The sequence below is a fragment of the Bacteroides acidifaciens genome (assembly GCF_903181435.1).
In the GTDB taxonomy this organism is placed as follows: Bacteria; Bacteroidota; Bacteroidia; order Bacteroidales; family Bacteroidaceae; genus Bacteroides.
Window position 1 is genome coordinate 2,098,614 of the sequence record NZ_CAEUHO010000001.1, and the last position, 17,702, is coordinate 2,116,315.

A 17,702-nucleotide genomic window follows, 5' to 3' on the forward strand; every position below is an offset into this window, starting at 1 on the left:
CTTAAACTTATTCACGTTACAAAGATAAGGAAGAGATTTTTTATCCTTGGGAGATTTTCCCGAAAGAGAAGTAGGGAAATCCCTAAAAAGTCTATTATCTTTGCACATTATTCACTAGAAAAAGAAAACAACCATGAAGTATTTTGAGTTCACATTCCATACCAACCCTTGCACTGAAACAGTTAATGACGTACTGGCTGCCGTGCTTGGCGAAGTAGGATTCGAGAGTTTTGTTGAATGTGAAAGCGGGTTGACCGCCTATATCCAACAATCATTATATGACGAAACCGCTATTCAAACTGCAATCACCGAGTTCCCCCTGCCCGATACGGAAATCAAATTTACTTATACAGAAGCAGAAGACAAGGATTGGAACGAAGAATGGGAGAAGAATTTCTTCCAGCCGATTATTATCGGCGACCGATGCGTGATTCACAGCACTTTCCACCAAGACGTTCCCAAAGCAGAATATGATATTGTTATCAATCCGCAAATGGCTTTCGGGACAGGACACCATGAAACAACAAGCCTTATCATTGAAGAGTTGCTGGATAGCGAACTGAAAGATAAATCACTCCTCGATATGGGCTGTGGGACTTCGATTCTTGCCATCCTCGCAAGAATGAGAGGCGCACGTCCGTGCACAGCTATCGACATTGACGAATGGTGCGTACGAAATTCTATCGAGAATATTGAATTGAATCATGTAGATGATATTGCCGTTTCTCAAGGAGATGCTTCGTCCCTTGTTGGGAAAGGACCGTTCGACGTTATTATTGCCAATATCAACCGGAATATTCTGTTGAATGATATGAAACAATATGTCGCTTGTATGCAGCCGGGGTCTGAACTGTATATGAGCGGATTCTATGTAGATGATATCGCAGTTATTCGTGAAGAAGCGGAAAAGAACGGATTGACTTATGTCCATTATAAAGAGAAGAATCGTTGGGCAGAAGTGAAGTTCATTTATAAAGCCTGATAATTTTTTGAATAACAGAATTAAAAAACGAGAGGGTGCCAGAAAGGAACGTTTTTTCCTTTTGACACCCCCGTTACATATTTATAATATAAAGAAGTTATTTAAACTCCTTCTTTACCTGCTCACACCAGTCCTTGATTTTCTTTTTCGCCTGTTCCGATTGATTATCCAAGTCAACGACCAGTCCGCACCAATGGTCACCACGCAATGCTTTTGAACGTTCAAAAGTATATCCTTCGGAAGAAGTGAAACCTATCAATGTGGCTCCGTCCTCTTCGAAGACTTCTGCCAGCAACCCGATGCCGTCCGCAAAGTTTTCCGGATAGCGTATCTGGTCACCCAATCCGAAGATAGCCACTTTCTTTCCTTTTAAATCCATTGTCCGGAGTTCCGGCAACAGTTCGTCCCAGTAGGTAGGAAGTTCACCGTCAAACCAGGTGGAAGCACCGACTATAAAACAGTCATAAGCGGCAAAATCATTCTGCCATGCTTGTTCTATCGGCACTGCCGTTATCTTGTCTTCACCAAATTCCTGTTGAATCTTCTCTGCTACCCAACTCGTCTTTTCAGCCTTAGCGGCATAAAATAATCCTATCCTTTTCATAATCTACTACTATTTAATATTCCAATAATTTCTTGGCTGCTTCATAAATTTTAGCCTCATCCGGCAGAATCTCTTTTTCAAGAATCGGATTGAAACCGACAGGGGTAAATGTAGAACCTACACGCTGCACAGGTGCGTCCAAATAACGGAACATCTCTCCGCCAATCATAGCGGCAAGCTCCGCCCCAAAACCGGAGAAAACTTTATCTTCATGGACAACCAACGCCTTACTTGTTTTCTTCACCGACTCGAAGATTGCTTCCTTATCTAATGGTATCAAAGAACGAATGTCGATGACTTCCACTTTCCATCCACCCTCTTTCTCCAACCGTTCTGCCGCATGCAGGCAGAAATGAGTAGTGTTACCATAAGTAATGATACTCAAATCCGTTCCCTCACGACGGATACGTGCCTTGCCGAAAGGAACTTCAAAATCTTCCGGCACAACGGTGGCCGCTTCTACGGAGTTATACAATGCTTTCGGTTCGAGGAACAGGGTAAACCCTTTGGAACGCATACTAGTACGAAGTAATCCGGCTGCATCATCCGCAAAGGAAGGGCAGACAATACGCGCTCCCGGCAAGGTTGTAAGAGCACCCTCTATGTTTTGGGAATGATAAAGACCTCCACCGATATAGCCACCGGAAGCCAGACGCAGGGTTATGTTCGGAGCAAATTTTCCATTGCTACGCCAGTATTCATGCGTACACTCCACATATTGCTCGACGGCAGGCCAGAAGTAATCGGCAAATTCCGCGCCTTCTATCACAACATGGATTTTGGGGTCAAAACGGCTCATTCCGTTGGCTGTACCTACAATATAATCTTCGGCAATCGGTGCACTGAACACACGGGAATCGCCAAATTCCTGTTGCATGCCTTTCGTCACATTAAATACACCGCCTTTTTCCTTATTTGCCACATCTTGCCCCCATATAAAGGTGTCGGGATTATGGCGGAATTCCGCTTTCAATGTCTCGTTAATGGCATTGACCAGGAAAGTCTTCTCTCCTTCCTCTTCATGAGTGCCTTCCTTATATTTCTGTGGTTGATAGGGTTCGGGCATTACGAAATCATAGATGCTCTTGGGGTCAGGGTCGGGAGCAGCCAATGCTTTCCGGTTGGCAGCAGATAATTCTTTTTTAGCTGCTGCCTCTATTTCTTGCAGTTCCTCTTCAGTCAGCCGTTTGTAGCGGAGTAACATCCGACGGAATTTCAGTAACGGGTCGGCTTCCTTTACATATTCCAGCTCGTTTTCATCCCGGTATAAGGTATGTTTGTCCGAATTGGAATGAGAACCGATGCGAACACAGTTAGCCTGCACAATCACGGGATTACGGGTAGTAATCGCATATTCGCGGGCTTCGGTCATGGCGTTCATCGAGTCGAACACATCTTTTCCATTGCAATAGATGATTTTCAGGTTCTTGAAGCCAGAGAAGTTTTCTGCTACTTTACGGTTGGCGGTCTGCTCCGATTTAGGAACAGAGATGCCGTAGCCGTTATCCTGAATCACAAAAATAACAGGGAGACGTTCGAGGCTGGCACCATTGATAGCTTCATAAACAAAGCCTTCGGACGTAGCCGATTCTCCATGCGAAGTAATGGCAACCCCTTTATGTCCATAATATACCATTGCCCGCGCCACACCTGCCGCATGAAGGTCGTGTGTACCCGTTGCGGAAGAAATGTTTTCTATATGCCATTCCGGTTTGGCGAAATGGTTCGACATATGGCGTCCGCCGCTTCCGGGGTCGGTTGCCTTTGATATACCGTTCAGGATTATTTCTTCTGCGGTCATTCCGGCAGAGAGTACGGTCAGCATATCACGATAGTAAGGGAACAGGAAGTCTTCTCCAAGAGTAAATACCTGTCCGATAGCCAGTTGGATACCATCATGTCCCGCATAGGGAGCATGGTAAGACCAACCCAACGATTGCAGCAGGTAAGACGGTGCCTTTTCGTCCAAGGCACGCCCTAATGTCATCAGATGATACCACTTCTTTAAAGTTTCGACATCTGTATTTTTTATATCATACTTTTTCATAGGTAATGAAGTTCTTAATGAATGAAACAATCTGTTTATCAACCTTGCCAGTTCTCTAGATAATCGGCAATGAAATGCAGGAAGTTACCGCCTAACATTCCGTCTACCACCCGATGGTCATAAGACAAAGAGAGATACATCTTATGACGAATGGCAATCGTATCGCCTTCGGGAGTTTCTATGACGGCAGGTTTCTTTTCGATATAGCCTACTCCCAGAATAGCTACCTGTGGCTGATTGATAATCGGCGTACCGAACAGGCTCTTGAACGTACCGAAGTTGGTGATGGTAAATGTGCCACCGTCAATATCTTCGGGCATCAATTTGTTATCTCTTGCTTTCAGAGCCAGAGAGTCAATGGCAACAGCCAATCCATTCAGGTTCAGACGGTCGGCATCATGCACTACGGGCACAATCAGATTTCCATCGTTCAAAGAAACGGCAATACCCACATTGATATGTTTCTTGAAGAGAATATTGTATCCGTCTACGGATACATTCACTTGCGGATAGGTTGCTAATGCTTTCGCTACAGCTTCCGTTATCACGGGCATATAAGTCAACTTGACACCTTCGCGGCGGAAGAAAGCATCCTTGTTCTTTTCACGCCAACGCACCAATTTAGTGACATCTACTTCTACCACATTAGTGACATGCGGAGACACTTTCTTGGACATGACCATATGGTCGGCAATAATCCGGCGGACACGGTCCATCTCTTTCACTTCCACTCCCGGCATAGCGGAGACAGGCGCAGATGATTTGGATTCAGCGGGAGAAGAAGAAGATTTCGGGCTTACCGTTTCGGTTGAAACAGCAACTGCTGGTTTGTTCACAGCCGAAGCAGTTACAGATACCGACGGTTTCGTACCACCGCTGCCCCCTCTTTTCCTTTTATCAATATAGTCTTTTATATCCTTCTTGCTCAATCGTCCTTCATAGCCGGTGCCCTGTATAGCATCCAGTTCTTCCTTCGGAATCTTCGCTTCTCTTGCCAACTGAATCACCACAGGAGAGTACCAACGCTCTTCCTCGACAACCACCTGTTCGGCAACTTCTTTCTGAAGTTGGGTCTGTTTTTCAGGCGCTTCCACTTTTACAGTTTCTTCACTGGCAACGTCTCCATCGGAAGCCCCTTCACCATCCAAATCTATAATGGCTACAACTGTACCTACCGCAATGGTATCCCCTTCCTTATATAAAATCTCAACTACTTTCCCCTCTACCGGAGAAGGTATTTCAGCACTTACTTTAGCAGTATTCACTTCAAAAAGAACATCGTCTTCCTGAACCATATCACCCACTTTTACAGACCAGGAAACAATCGTCCCCTCGGTTATACTCTCGCCCAACTTGGGCATTTTTATTTCGAATCTTGACATAGACAGTAAATTTATTTATTCAACCTTGATATAATAGAACAATGGGCTGAAATAGAAAGTTTTATGTTAAGGTATTTTTAACCGGATTCTGATTAACGCAACTTAGAATTCAACGGCTATATATCCACTCTTTCCGAATATACTTTTCTTTCCGAAGCTGATTGACAGCCACTATCTCCTCTCCACTGAATGAACTGACCATCTGTGATTTGCTGAAATACTGAAAAGCATTCTCTTTGAAATCATCCACTGTCCCCACTGAAAGATGCTTACGGATATTAGTCACTTCACTCCGAACGGACGGAACAGCGTATATGGAAGACAAAGTTCCACCATCAACTAACGGCTCCGGGTTCAGTACCTTATTCAGCACCGTAAGATTGGTATCATAAAGTAATGTACAATGATATAGAACCCTGTCTTTATGTACACACTGCGCACTTCCCGATATTTTCAACCCATCCAGATAGATGCCGAGTCTTTCATCTCCTTTTGCCATTACGCCTATGGATGCCAAAAAGTCCAACGTCCGTTGCAGATAAGTGGCAAACTCGGGGAGATGCGAAACCGTTTCGATAAAAGTCAGATTGACATTACCCAAATCATGATACACCGTTCCCCCGCCCGAAAAGCGACGGGCGATATGTATCCGTTCCTGTTCCGCCCATTCCGTATCCACTTCCGACTGCAAACGCTGATGTTTACCTATCACGACAGAGGGAGTATCCTGCCAAAGCATAAAAACGTCATCGTTTCCTTGCTTCAACAAATACTCTTCTGCCGCTAGATGAAAATAAATATCAGTATAAGGACTGTATATACATCGAATCATAGACATGGAGGAATAAGAATTAAAACATTATCTCATGATAAATCTCTCCGACCGTCGGATGAGGGAATACAGTATTCTGGAATTCTTCCACCGTATAGCCTCTCTGAATGGCAATGCCGGCTATCACAATCAGTTCCGATGCCGGATTTCCCAACATATGGCAACCGATGATTTTCCCCTCTTCATCCTGAATCAGCTTACAAAGTCCATTGCCTTGCTCATTCTCCGCAACGAACCGCCCGGAATAAACCATCGGCAATTTCGTAACACGATAAGGAAGACCTAGCTTTATCAGTTCTTCTTCAGTTTTTCCCACGCCTGCCACTTCGGGATTAGTGTAGACTACTCCCGGAACACAATCGTAATTCATACGGTCTTCTACACCCAATATATGATTAATCGCAACTTCCGCCTCACGAATGGCGGTATGCGCCAATAAGGAATATCCCGTAATGTCTCCACAAGCATATACCCTAGGATGCGAAGTCTGCAGATGTTCATCTACTTTTACTCCATTCCGGTGCAACTCTATCTTCAGCTTATCCAATCCTACATTAGACAAATTCGCCTTTCGACCGACGCTGAGCAATATTTTATCCGCTTCAATCGTAGAAACCTTGCCTTCTTTCTCAATTACCACTCCGCCAGGTTTCACTTCCACAACTTTCGTATTCAGATAAAAAACGACTCCCCGTTTGGCATATTCGGCGCGAAGCATACCGCTGGTTTCCTTATCCATTGCTCCCAATATTTCAGGCATCATTTCCACCACATGAACCTTTACACCCATGCTATTGAAAAAAGAAGCAAATTCCATCCCAATCACTCCGCCACCGATAATGACTAAAGTTTTAGGAAGTACCTTTATTTCCAACGCTTCCTTGGAAGTCCAATAACTGACTTCCGACAATCCCGGAATCGGAGGAATCACTGTATCGGAGCCGGTACATACCAGCAGATATTTTGCAAAATAGATTTCTCCGTCACAAGCAATGCGGACCAACCCATTTTCTTCCCCTTCTATAAAAGCCTCTTTTTCCACAATAGTCACTCCATAGGAGTTGACAGTCATCTTCACACCACCCGTCAGCATTTTCACCGTCTTATCTTTACGGCTCATGATTTTAGACAAATCAAAAGAAGGAGATTCGGCAGAAACGCCATATTTGGAAGCAGTCTTAATGCTATCCAGTATTTTAGCCGAATATAACAAAGTTTTAGTAGGAATACATCCTTCATTGAGACATACTCCACCTATTGCTTTCTTCTCGAAAAGAACGGCTTTCAATCCGTTTGCCCCTGCCCTTTCGGCGGCTGTATAACCAGCAGGGCCACCACCAATAATAGCTATATCAAAATTCATAATCGTATTTTTTTAAGTAATAATACGATTATAACAAATAAGAGAAGAGATAAGTTGTTCAGCGAAGAAAGACCCGCTATTTAATTGTCAGATTTTTAAGATCTTCCAACGTACCGTTGAATACATTCAGGTCGACGTCTTCCTTGATTCCAGGTACATTTCCCACATCCGTATGTTGCCAAAAGTCCCATTTACCCTGATACTTCACAGAGTCGACATAATAATGGGCAATCCAATAAGGATATGCGTTGAAAATGGAATCGTCCAGATAACGTGTCTTAAATTTATAGGAAGTATAAAGAATCGGCTTCACACCATAATGAGATTCCACACGGTCAAGCCAGCGTTTGATGCCTTGTTGTAATTCAGCCTTTTCTTTGCGTCCGGTCACTTCCACATCAAGTACAGGGGGTAAATCGCCTGTATCCAACTTTACAGTACGGATAAAAAAGTCGGCTTGCTTCAAAGCATCCGTACTAGGAATATAAAAATGATAGGCTCCCCGTATAAATCCATGATTACGGGCATTGGCAAAGTTTGCCGAGAAAGTAGTATCGCCATGATCTCCGCCTTCTGTTGCCTTCATAAAGATGAAATGCAAAGGAGTCACCGTTTCCTTGTTCTGCCGAAGTCTCGGCCAGTCAATATTCCCCTGATAATGGGAAATATCAATTCCGTGAATATCGTATCCAGCCGGAATGCAAACTCCATATTCTTTTAATCCGTGGCAAGGTTTCCAACGGTAAGCATACGGACGGATAAAGAAATAATAAAAAGCAATGGAAAAACAACCGACAATCATTACTGCCAGAACATTGCGAAGCCAAACAGGCATGGCATGATTATGCTTCGCTTGTACCTTTTTCGGGGTACAGGAAGATTTGGAAGAAGAAGCCGTTCCCTTCTTTCTTGTAGTGGAAACAGTTTTTTTCTTCTGTACAGCAGACATCGGGTTGTTACGTGGCGGCAAGTAAATTAAGGATTAAGTGATTAATGAGCGACGAAAAAAGAAACGGTGAACGATAATCATACAGACAAGCTGCACAGCATTAAACGTTCACCGTTAACATTAATCGTTAATTATTTAGCTTGTTCCAACTGCAAAGTCTTAGTTGCCTGGTCGCAAACTTCCGTAGGACCAAAATACTGGATCGGACCCGGATATACATAATCCGTTTCGATAGCCCAACGGTCACGTTGTGCAGCAAATGCCTTGAAAGGAGCACCGTCCAGTTTCACCAATGCTTTCTGGATAACCGGTTTCATTTCACCGTGGCGACGTTCCATGTTCATCATCATTGTGATAGGCACACCACCAGCAATCCATTCGGCAGCAGGAGCAGTTGTGTTGCGTACAGAAGACATATAACCAGTCTTGCCGTTAGCAATCAACATAGAAGCTGTGTAACCCAAAGAGTAGCAGTAGTCAGCGTCGAAGTTTGACGGAGCAGCACAACGTCCTTCGTAACCGAAGAAGTGGTGTTGGGCAGCAAACTTACCTACATATTTGCCTTCTTCTTTCCAGGAAGCCAATTTAGTAGCTACCATTTCAGACAACAGCTTTTCAGTTTCAATCAGTGATACCTGTACGTTTCCGTGCGGGTCACGATCCAAAGTCAACTGACGGGCAACACCTTCCGGCAGACTTGCGTAGATAGCAGAGTTTTCTGGAGAAAGTTTGCGGATGATATAATCACGTTGATGAGATTTCTTGATTTGAGCGAATTCTTCTGCGTTGGCAGCCAGGAAGTCATTCAATTCAGCAATCAGGCGTTTCATAGCCGGGATGAACTCTACCAATCCTTCAGGAATCAATACAGTACCGAAATTATGTCCTTGTGCAGCACGGTCTGCCACCACTTTAGCGATATATGTCACTACATCATCCAAAGACATATCTTTTGCTTCCACTTCTTCAGAAACGATACATACGTTAGGTTGTACCTGCAAAGCACATTCCAGTGCAATGTGAGAAGCCGAACGACCCATCAATTTGATGAAGTGCCAGTATTTGCGGGCTGAGTTACAGTCGCGTTGGATGTTACCGATTACTTCTGCGTAAGTCTTGCAAGCAGTATCGAAACCGAAAGAAGTCTCAATCATATCGTTCTTCAAGTCACCGTCGATAGTCTTCGGACAACCGATAACCTGTACTCCATACTTCTTGGCAGCATAGTATTCAGCCAATACACAAGCATTTGTATTAGAGTCGTCACCACCAATGATAACCAGCGCTTTGATACCCAGTTGTTTGATGATTTCAAATCCTTTTTCGAACTGTTCTTCTTTCTCCAACTTCGTACGACCGGAACCGATGATATCAAAACCACCTGTGTTACGATATTCGTCGATGATATCAGCAGTCAGTTCCATATAGTTGTGGTCTACCAAACCACCGGGACCCAAAATAAAGCCATATAGTTTGCTATCCGGATTCAGTTTCTTGATACCGTCAAACAAACCGGAGATTACATTGTGTCCACCAGGAGCTTGTCCACCAGAAAGGATTACACCCACATTCATAGCAGGAAGAGCGACAGCTTCACCAGCTTCGAATGTAATTAACGGCATTCCGTACGTGTTAGGGAATAATGCTTTGATAGCTTCCTGATCGGCTACAGACTGAGTAGCAGTACCTGCTACAGCTTTAACGGCTCCTGATGCCAATGCCTTCGGAAGTTTGGGCTGATAAGCAGCCCTTGCGATTTGCAATGCACTTTTAGTCATTTTCTTTATTTTTTTATTTAAAGGTGTTAGTAAGTTTCTTGTCAAACTTGAAAAGCGTTGCAAATTTCGCACTTTTTTCCGAATTATGAAAGAAGGCAGTGAACTTTTATTTCCGACACAAGAAATACAAAGCAGTTAATATTCCGCACATGTCATTAAATACTAACAAAAGATATGGTACTTTATACTATCTATTTTTCCTCCACTATCCATTTCTCGATATTACGGGTTTCCGCACTGAAGTTTACTCCTATTTTAAAGAGTTTTCGTCCGTCCATTTTGAAAGGAAGGACATAATGCTTGTCGTTAATTTGTTGCAAAGCATCTTCCGCTGTACCATTCAGTTTAAATTCCATGATATAGATGAACTTATCAGTCTGTAAGACAAGGTCGATGCGACCGTCATTTGTGTTATATTCCACATTAACATAGAAACCAACCAGTTTGAAAACGATGAAAAGCACGTTTTCGTAATGTAATTCCTGCTCACGGACCACTTCGTAAGTGGTATCCGCAAAGAAACTCTGTAAGCGACGGAAGAAAGAACTATAATCACCAGCACGCACTTCACGAACAAACTTCTGAATCTCAAAAGGAGACTCTACCTTGTTTACGTTCGCATAAAAAGGAAGCAAGAAACGAATAAACCCTTCTTCAACTTCACGGTTGGGAAAACCCAGGCGATACATTCCAAATTCTTCATCATACCCCTTGATAGTGAGATATCCACTCTGATAAATCACCGGAATAGGATTGGTGGATTCAGAGTCTATACTGTTCAGAACCTGGGCATCGGTTTCTTCATGTGCCATCCGTTCCAGATCATAATGATGTTTTTTTAGTAACTTCACCAAATAGGTAGGCGTCCCCGTCTCAAACCAATAACTGCCGAATTCCTTACGTTTGAAAGCATTAAGCAGACTGAACGGATTGTACATACCGATTGAATTGTGCGTAAAGTGATAGCCGTCATAGCACTCTCTCAATTCTTCACAAAGTTTGTCATACGTTATTCCTCGCGCTGCGGCAAATTCATGAAGTTCCGTTTCTAGATTTTCGTGGATTTCACGCTCGCTGACACCACATATTTCGATGTACTCATTCCACATTGAAATATCATCCAGATTATTCAAATCACTGAATACACTGACTTTGCCAAACTTCGTCACACCAGTGAGAAAGGCAAACTTGATGCAACCGTCCTTAGTCTTCAAAGCTCCATAGAATGGTTTCAGGGTATCTCGGAATTGTTTCTGTAATACCTCATTACCTATAGCTTGCAGCATAGGCTTGTCATATTCATCAACCAAAATAACTACCCGCTGTCCCGTCTTCTCGCAAGCACGTTGAATGATACCTGCAAAACGTAGAGAAAAAGAAGTCTCGGACGGACGGCTGCCGTATTGGCTTTCCCAATATTCCAGATTATCATTCAATATCTTATCCAAACTTTCCGGTGTGTCATACTTTTCGATATTAAGGTCGAGATGCAATATAGGATATTTAATCCAATCTTTTTCCAACTTTTCTACTGCCAGCCCTTCAAACAGCTCCTTCTTTCCTTGAAAGTAAGCCTCTAAGGTAGAAATGAGCAGACTCTTTCCGAAACGGCGCGGACGACTCAAGAAATAATAACTTCCCGTCTTGACCATTTGATACATCAATGCAGTTTTATCAACATAGAAATAACCGTCATTACGAATTTTTTCAAAATTCTGAATACCGATAGGATATATTTTATTGCTCATATTCTCTTCCTTTATAAATCAACATCTGTTTCGCAAAGATATATATTTTTAATAGAACTCTTTATCATGGCAAGTTAAAAGATTATTTTCCGCAATTTGTATCCTACAATTCTCTCATAGAAACCTCACTAATAAATCGGTTAATATTCTACACATATCATTAAAAGCAACAAGATATATTATGTCACCAATTTTGATAATAAATAGCCATTATCCATAAAATCATGAGGGGGTCACTTCACAAAAGGATACCCTCATGATTTCATCAAAAACAAGTTAAAAGCTATTGTTTCCAACCACCGCCAAGCGCTTTATAAAGTTGCACGACAGTAATCAACTCGTCACGAATCGCATTGCTCAGACCAATCTGGGCATCGAAATATCCACGCTGGGCATCCAGCACATCCAAATAATTAATAACACCATTAATGTATTGAAGTTGTGCAAGTTCCATGTAGCTCTTCGCCGAACGTTCCAAGTTGGCACGAAGTTCATACACTTCTTTTATCTTATTGAAATTTACAATTGCGTTGCGTGTTTCCTTAAAGGCTTGTAATACAGACTTCTCATAATTGTGTACTTCGGCTTCATAAGCCGCTTTCTTCGCTTTCAGTGCCGCACGGTTCTTTCCCCAACCAAAGATAGGAGTCAACAGAGCTCCTTCCATAACGGCATAGGGAGATTTCAAAAGGCTGGACAGAGAAGTACTCTCCGTACCGGAACCACCGGTCAGTGCCAAACGTGGGAACATATTCGTATAAGCCACTCCTACTTTCGCATTGGCGGCAATCAACTTCTGTTCTGCCTGACGAATGTCGGGACGACGTTCCAACAAAGTGGACGGTAAACCTACCGGTAGCGTTTGGGGAGAGTTAAACTCCTGAAGCAAGCGGGAACGGGCTATCTTGTTAGGATACTCCCCTGCAAGAAAAGCAATATCGTTTTCTTTCAAAGAGATTTTGCGTTCCAAGTCCGGCACTAATGTTGCCGTACGCGCCAATTCCACTTGTGACTGACGGTAAGAAGTCTCCGAAGTCAATCCCCCTGCAAAACGGATACGTGCCAGACGGACACCCTCCTCACGGGCTTTCAATGTTTGTTTTACAATATCCAGTTCCGTATCCAAAGCCACCAGTTCATAATAAGCCTGTGCCACCTCGGCTACAATCGTCATCCTAAGTGCCCGTTGCGCTTCTATGGATTGCAGGTATTCGGCAATACTAGCGGAACGCGCCCAACGCAGATTTCCCCAAAGATCGAGTTCCCATGAAACCAAAAACTGAGCTTCAAAGGTCTCAGACTTTTTAAAGGCATCTCCCCCATGATTCTCCAGTTCACGTTCTGCAGTCACTTTTCCTTTAATATCCGGTAGCAGTGCCGCAGTAGAAATTCGTTTCTGCGCAGCCATTTCCTGTACACGGGCAGCGGCAATCAGCATATCCTTGTTATGTTCCAATGCACGTTCTATCAAGCTTCGCAAGGTAGAATCCGTGTATATGTCTTTCCAATCCTGGTCACCGAAACTAGCCGAATCCTGATGCTGCGCCAAGCTATCGGGCAGATGAAGGTCGGGACGGACATAGCTTTTTCCCACCTTGCAGGAAGTAAATACTCCTGCAAGTAATAAGACAGCAATATATAGTTTCTTTCGTTTCATTATTTCTTATGTTTTAAGATTTTCGACTTTGTTTTATATACCATCACAAAGAAGAACGGTACAAGAATGATACCGAATACAATGGCAAATATCATTCCGAAGAATACACCCGTACCAATCGCCTGCCGGCTTGCCGAACCGGGGCCGCTTGCCAATACCATCGGAAGCATGCCGAGAACGAATGCCAATGAGGTCATCAGAATCGGACGGAAACGCAGTTTAGCCGCATAAATAGCCGACTGCACCAAATCTTCTCCTTTATCAACCTGCACTTTCGCGAATTCCACAATCAAGATGGCATTCTTGGCAGCAAGCCCCACCAACATGACCAGACCAATCTGAAAATATACGTCATTCTCCAATCCGCAAACCCATACTCCCAAGTAAGCTCCCAAAGCGGCAACAGGCAAAGAGAGCAATACTGCAATAGGCACCGTCCAACTCTCATATTGTGCGGCAAGGAAGAGGAATACAAACAGGAATACCAAAGCCATCACCATACCAGTCTGACCACCCGCCTGTTTTTCCTGATAAGAGAGTCCGCTCCATTCCAAACCGATATTATCGGGAAGATGGTCACGGGCAATCTGCTCCATGATTTCCATTGCCTGCCCGGAACTGTATCCTTGCGCGGCTGCTCCGCGAATAACGGCAGTAGTAAACATATTAAAGCGCTTGATACTACCCGGCCCTGTGGTATAGGACGCGTTTCCTAAAGAAGTCAGCGGTACCATAGCCCCGTTGGACGCTTTCACAAAGAACAAATTGATATTATCCTTATGTTCACGATAAGGAGCTTCCGCCTGGATATATACCTTATATATACGGTTGAACATGTTAAAGTCATTCACGTACACCGAACCGGTATAAGCTTTCATGGTAGAAAACACGTCCGCCAAAGGTACACCCAGCATCTTTACCTTATCACGGTCTACATCAAAGTAGAGTTGCGGTATCTCCGATTGCAGGGAAGAAGACAAGCCTGTCAATTCCTTGTACTTGGATGCATAATACATCAACGTATCCGCCGCATCCACCAGATTATCAAAAGTAGCCTCTCCACGAGCTTCCAACTGCATTTCAAAACCGCCCGAACTACCCAATCCCGGTATCACCGGCGGAGTGGAAAGATAAACTTTACATTCCGGATATTCCTTGAGATGCTTTTCCACTGTATCCATTATCTTTTCGATACTGGTGCTCTTGCGTTCTTCCCAAGGCTTGAGAATAACCGTCAGTTCGGCACGCCCCTGGTTACTTCCTACGCGTGGGCTGCTTCCCGTCACGTTCTGTATATATTCGATATATGGATTCTTTTCCAAGTAAGCAATGGCACGTTCCGTTACAATGCGCGTACGTTCCAATGTAGCACCTTCCGGCAATTCCAGTTCGATTTTGAAATATCCCTGGTCTTCCACAGGCAAGAAGCTGGTCGGAATAATACGGTGAATCAGCATAATAGCAATCAATACCATTCCGAACGCGCTCAATACCCTGCGGGGATGCTTGATAGTACGGGTTACGGCAGCTACATACTTATTGCTACCAATGCCCAGCCATTCATTGATTTTCCTGAAAACTATATTTTTCTTCTTTCCGCTGTCCGGCTTCAAAATCAGAGAGCACATGACAGGGCTCAATGTCAAAGCTACCACCGTAGAGATAAGTACGGACACAACAATCGTCACCGTAAACTGGCGATACAACTGTCCCGTAATCCCGCTCAGAAAACTGACAGGAACGAAAACGGCCGCCAACACCAATGATGTGGCAATCAAGGCACTAGCCAGCCCATTCATCGCTTTTTTGGTAGCTTCATAAGGACTCAGCTTTTCCGTTTCCATAATATGTTCCACGCCTTCCACCACCACAATCGCGTCGTCCACAACGATACCGATGGCAAGAATCAATCCGAGCAATGTCAATATATTGAGCGAGAAACCGAAAATCAACATGAATCCGAAAGTACCGATCAGTGAAATAGGCACCGCCACCACCGGAATCAACGTTGCACGCCAACTCTGCAAAGAAAGATAAACGACAAGCACCACCAATACCAAGGCTTCAAACAACGTCTTATATACCTCGTGTATAGATTCGGAAATATAAGTCGTCATATCGAACGGAATCTCATAGCTCAATCCTTCGGGAAAGTTCTTGCTGATTTCATCCATCGCTTCCTTCACCCTCTCGGCAACTTCCATTGCGTTGGCACCCGGCAACATATAAATGCCAAGTACGGCTGCATTCTCACCGTTGATACCACTCTCCGTATTATAAGATGAGGCTTCCAATGATACACGTGCCACATCTTTCAACCGGATAATGGAACCGTTCGCATTAGCACGCACTACGATATCTTCAAACTGCCCCACAGTGGAAAGACGCCCCTGCGTCGTAATAGGAATCGTTATATCCAACCCCTGCACCGGCTGCTGTCCTAGTACACCGGCTGCCGATTCACGGTTCTGGTCTTTCAAAGCATTCTGCAAGTCCTGCACTGTCAATCCGAAGTTTGCCAGCTTATCGGGTTGCGCCCATATCTGCATGGCATAGTAACGGCTACCGATATTCGACACACGCCCTACTCCAGGAATACGACGGATTACATCGAGCACATTGATTGTAGCAAAGTTACTCAGATAGATTTCGTCGAACTTAGGGTCGGTCGAAGTCAGACACAGAGTCATCAACTGGCTGGGAGCCTGCTTCTCCACTGAAATACCATTCTGAATCACTTCTGCCGGCAAACGGGATTCTGCCAACTTCACACGGTTCTGAATCTCAACTGCCGCCAAATCCGGATCAGCGGAAACATCAAATGTCACCGTTGCCGAGAAACCACCGGAGTTAGAACTGGTCGATTCCATATAAAGCATTCCCGGTGTACCGTTGATTTCCTGCTCAATCGGGGTAGCTACCGCCTGCGACACAGTGAGCGCGCTCGCACCCGGATAGGATGCACTGATCTTCACCACTGGGGGCGTAATCTGTGGATATTGGTCCACCGGAAGCATTGTCAGACCGATAATTCCGACAATTACGATCACGATGGAGATTACAGCCGAGAAGACCGGCCTGTCTATAAAAAAAGTAACTTTCATCGTTTATTCTCCTTTCGCGTTATCCTTCGTTTCCGTGTCCGGCTGACTTATCCGTACTTTCATTCCCGGAGTCAACTTATGGAAACCTTCTACTACTACCATTTCGCCTTGCGCCACTCCTCTTTCCACTACTACGTTATTCCCGACTTCAGGACCTAATTCGATAAAACGTTTCTCTACCGTATTGTCCTTACGCATCGTGTAGATATAGGCTCCGCCTTTTTCGATAGTAACCGCTTTCATCGGAACGACAAGCGCGCCCTCACGGAGATCCAGCAGTAATTTCACTTTTGTAAACTGTCCCGGCAGTAATACCTGTTTCGGATTAGGCATTTCCGCACGCACGGAGAAAGTACCGGTCTGCGGGTCGACTTGTGGCTCGGCAAAGTCTACATAACCTTTATACGGATAAACGGTGTTGTCTGCCAATGTGATGGTAATGTTCGGTTGCCAGGAACGGGTGGAGTCCTGCTGTCCCAAGTTGATATTTCTTTCTTTACTTTTCAGATAGTCAAGTGCCGTCATGCTAAAGTCTACAAGCACCGTATCACTTTTCACGATAGTAGCAAGTAATGATTTTCCACCGGGACCGACCAATGTACCCAAGTCCACATTTCTTTCACTGATATGTCCCGACAGCGGCGAACGGACAATGGTATAGCCCAATTCAAGTTCCGCCTGCGCCAAATCAGCTTCGCTCATGGCTACGGTTGCTTCGGCACTCTCATAGGCGGCTTCCGCATTATCCAAGTCCAACTGGCTAGCGGCATTCTGCTCAAATAGCGGGCGGATACGTTTCAAATCACGATCCGCCTTCAACGCCTGCGCCTCGTCCTTTTTCAACTGAGCTCTGGCTTTATCCGCCTTGGCGCGATACTGGTCCTGATTAATCACAAACAGGACCTGATTCTTGTTTACATACGTACCTTCAGCAAAAAGCATATTCTCCAGATAACCTTCCACACGGGCACGTACTTCGACGAACTGCTGGGCACGGATACGTCCCACATATTCCCCGTATATTTCTACATCATCTTTCAGCACTGGTTCAACAATGACTGTCGGCACCTCCAGCTCAGCCTTCTGAGGTCGGGTCAGTATCCAATATACACCCAACACGACCAGCATACAAATAACAGCAGCAATGGTTCTCTTTCTCCTCAGTTTCAACTCATGTTTCGAAAAGAATAATCTCATATCGAATCTTATTATTAAATTTAACTTATGTTTGTTCTATACTCCTTTTACGCAATTCC

At 44.3% G+C, this 17,702-nt stretch carries 12 protein-coding genes; 1 reads left to right on the plus strand and 11 read right to left on the minus strand.

The genetic code is table 11. The features are described 5' to 3' along the window. Positions 1-133 precede the first annotated feature (133 nt). Positions 134-982, plus strand: coding sequence for a 50S ribosomal protein L11 methyltransferase (gene prmA / locus CLIN57ABFB40_RS08910; protein ID WP_175629760.1), 849 nt, complete (start codon positions 134-136; stop codon positions 980-982). A 97-nt stretch (positions 983-1,079) separates the two neighbouring features. Here prmA and CLIN57ABFB40_RS08915 read toward each other — a convergent pair whose 3' ends face one another. The 11 genes from CLIN57ABFB40_RS08915 to CLIN57ABFB40_RS08965 form a co-directional block, all read right to left on the minus strand. Beyond that, entirely contained in the window at positions 1,080-1,586 is a 507-nt protein-coding gene (locus tag CLIN57ABFB40_RS08915) for a flavodoxin (protein ID WP_175629761.1), read from the minus strand. A 13-nt stretch (positions 1,587-1,599) separates the two neighbouring features. Then, complete coding sequence (locus CLIN57ABFB40_RS08920) at positions 1,600-3,633, minus strand: thiamine pyrophosphate-dependent enzyme (protein ID WP_175629762.1); 2,034 nt, start codon at positions 3,631-3,633, stop codon at positions 1,600-1,602. A gap of 38 nt (positions 3,634-3,671) precedes the next feature. Then, positions 3,672-5,015 carry a dihydrolipoamide acetyltransferase family protein gene (locus tag CLIN57ABFB40_RS08925; protein ID WP_175629763.1) on the minus strand — a complete coding sequence of 448 codons (1,344 nt, stop codon included), beginning with the start codon at positions 5,013-5,015 and terminating at the stop codon, positions 3,672-3,674. A gap of 109 nt (positions 5,016-5,124) precedes the next feature. Next, positions 5,125-5,847 carry a biotin/lipoate A/B protein ligase family protein gene (locus tag CLIN57ABFB40_RS08930; protein ID WP_175629764.1) on the minus strand — a complete coding sequence of 241 codons (723 nt, stop codon included), beginning with the start codon at positions 5,845-5,847 and terminating at the stop codon, positions 5,125-5,127. Positions 5,848-5,866: 19 nt separating this feature from the next. Then, on the minus strand, positions 5,867-7,210 hold the full coding sequence (lpdA, locus tag CLIN57ABFB40_RS08935; protein ID WP_175629765.1) for a dihydrolipoyl dehydrogenase: 1,344 nt from the start codon (positions 7,208-7,210) through the stop codon (positions 5,867-5,869). Positions 7,211-7,286: 76 nt separating this feature from the next. Then, complete coding sequence (locus CLIN57ABFB40_RS08940; RefSeq protein WP_175629766.1) at positions 7,287-8,180, minus strand: glycoside hydrolase family 25 protein; 894 nt, start codon at positions 8,178-8,180, stop codon at positions 7,287-7,289. Positions 8,181-8,290: 110 nt separating this feature from the next. Further along, positions 8,291-9,937: a diphosphate--fructose-6-phosphate 1-phosphotransferase gene (locus CLIN57ABFB40_RS08945; RefSeq protein ID WP_175629767.1), complete on the minus strand. Its 1,647-nt coding sequence runs from the start codon at positions 9,935-9,937 to the stop codon at positions 8,291-8,293. Positions 9,938-10,128: 191 nt separating this feature from the next. Further along, positions 10,129-11,685 (minus strand): ATP-binding protein, encoded by a 1,557-nt coding sequence (locus CLIN57ABFB40_RS08950; protein WP_175629768.1) that lies wholly within the window; start codon positions 11,683-11,685, stop codon positions 10,129-10,131. A gap of 283 nt (positions 11,686-11,968) precedes the next feature. Further along, positions 11,969-13,342: an efflux transporter outer membrane subunit gene (locus CLIN57ABFB40_RS08955; RefSeq protein WP_175629769.1), complete on the minus strand. Its 1,374-nt coding sequence runs from the start codon at positions 13,340-13,342 to the stop codon at positions 11,969-11,971. Beyond that, the gene (locus CLIN57ABFB40_RS08960; RefSeq protein WP_175629770.1) at positions 13,342-16,446 is read right to left on the minus strand and encodes an efflux RND transporter permease subunit; all 3,105 of its coding nucleotides are present in this window, start codon (positions 16,444-16,446) and stop codon (positions 13,342-13,344) included. Before CLIN57ABFB40_RS08960 ends, CLIN57ABFB40_RS08955 begins: the two co-directional genes overlap by 1 nt. Before the next feature lie 3 nt (positions 16,447-16,449). Continuing rightward, positions 16,450-17,643: an efflux RND transporter periplasmic adaptor subunit gene (locus CLIN57ABFB40_RS08965; RefSeq protein ID WP_175629771.1), complete on the minus strand. Its 1,194-nt coding sequence runs from the start codon at positions 17,641-17,643 to the stop codon at positions 16,450-16,452. Positions 17,644-17,702 lie beyond the last annotated feature (59 nt).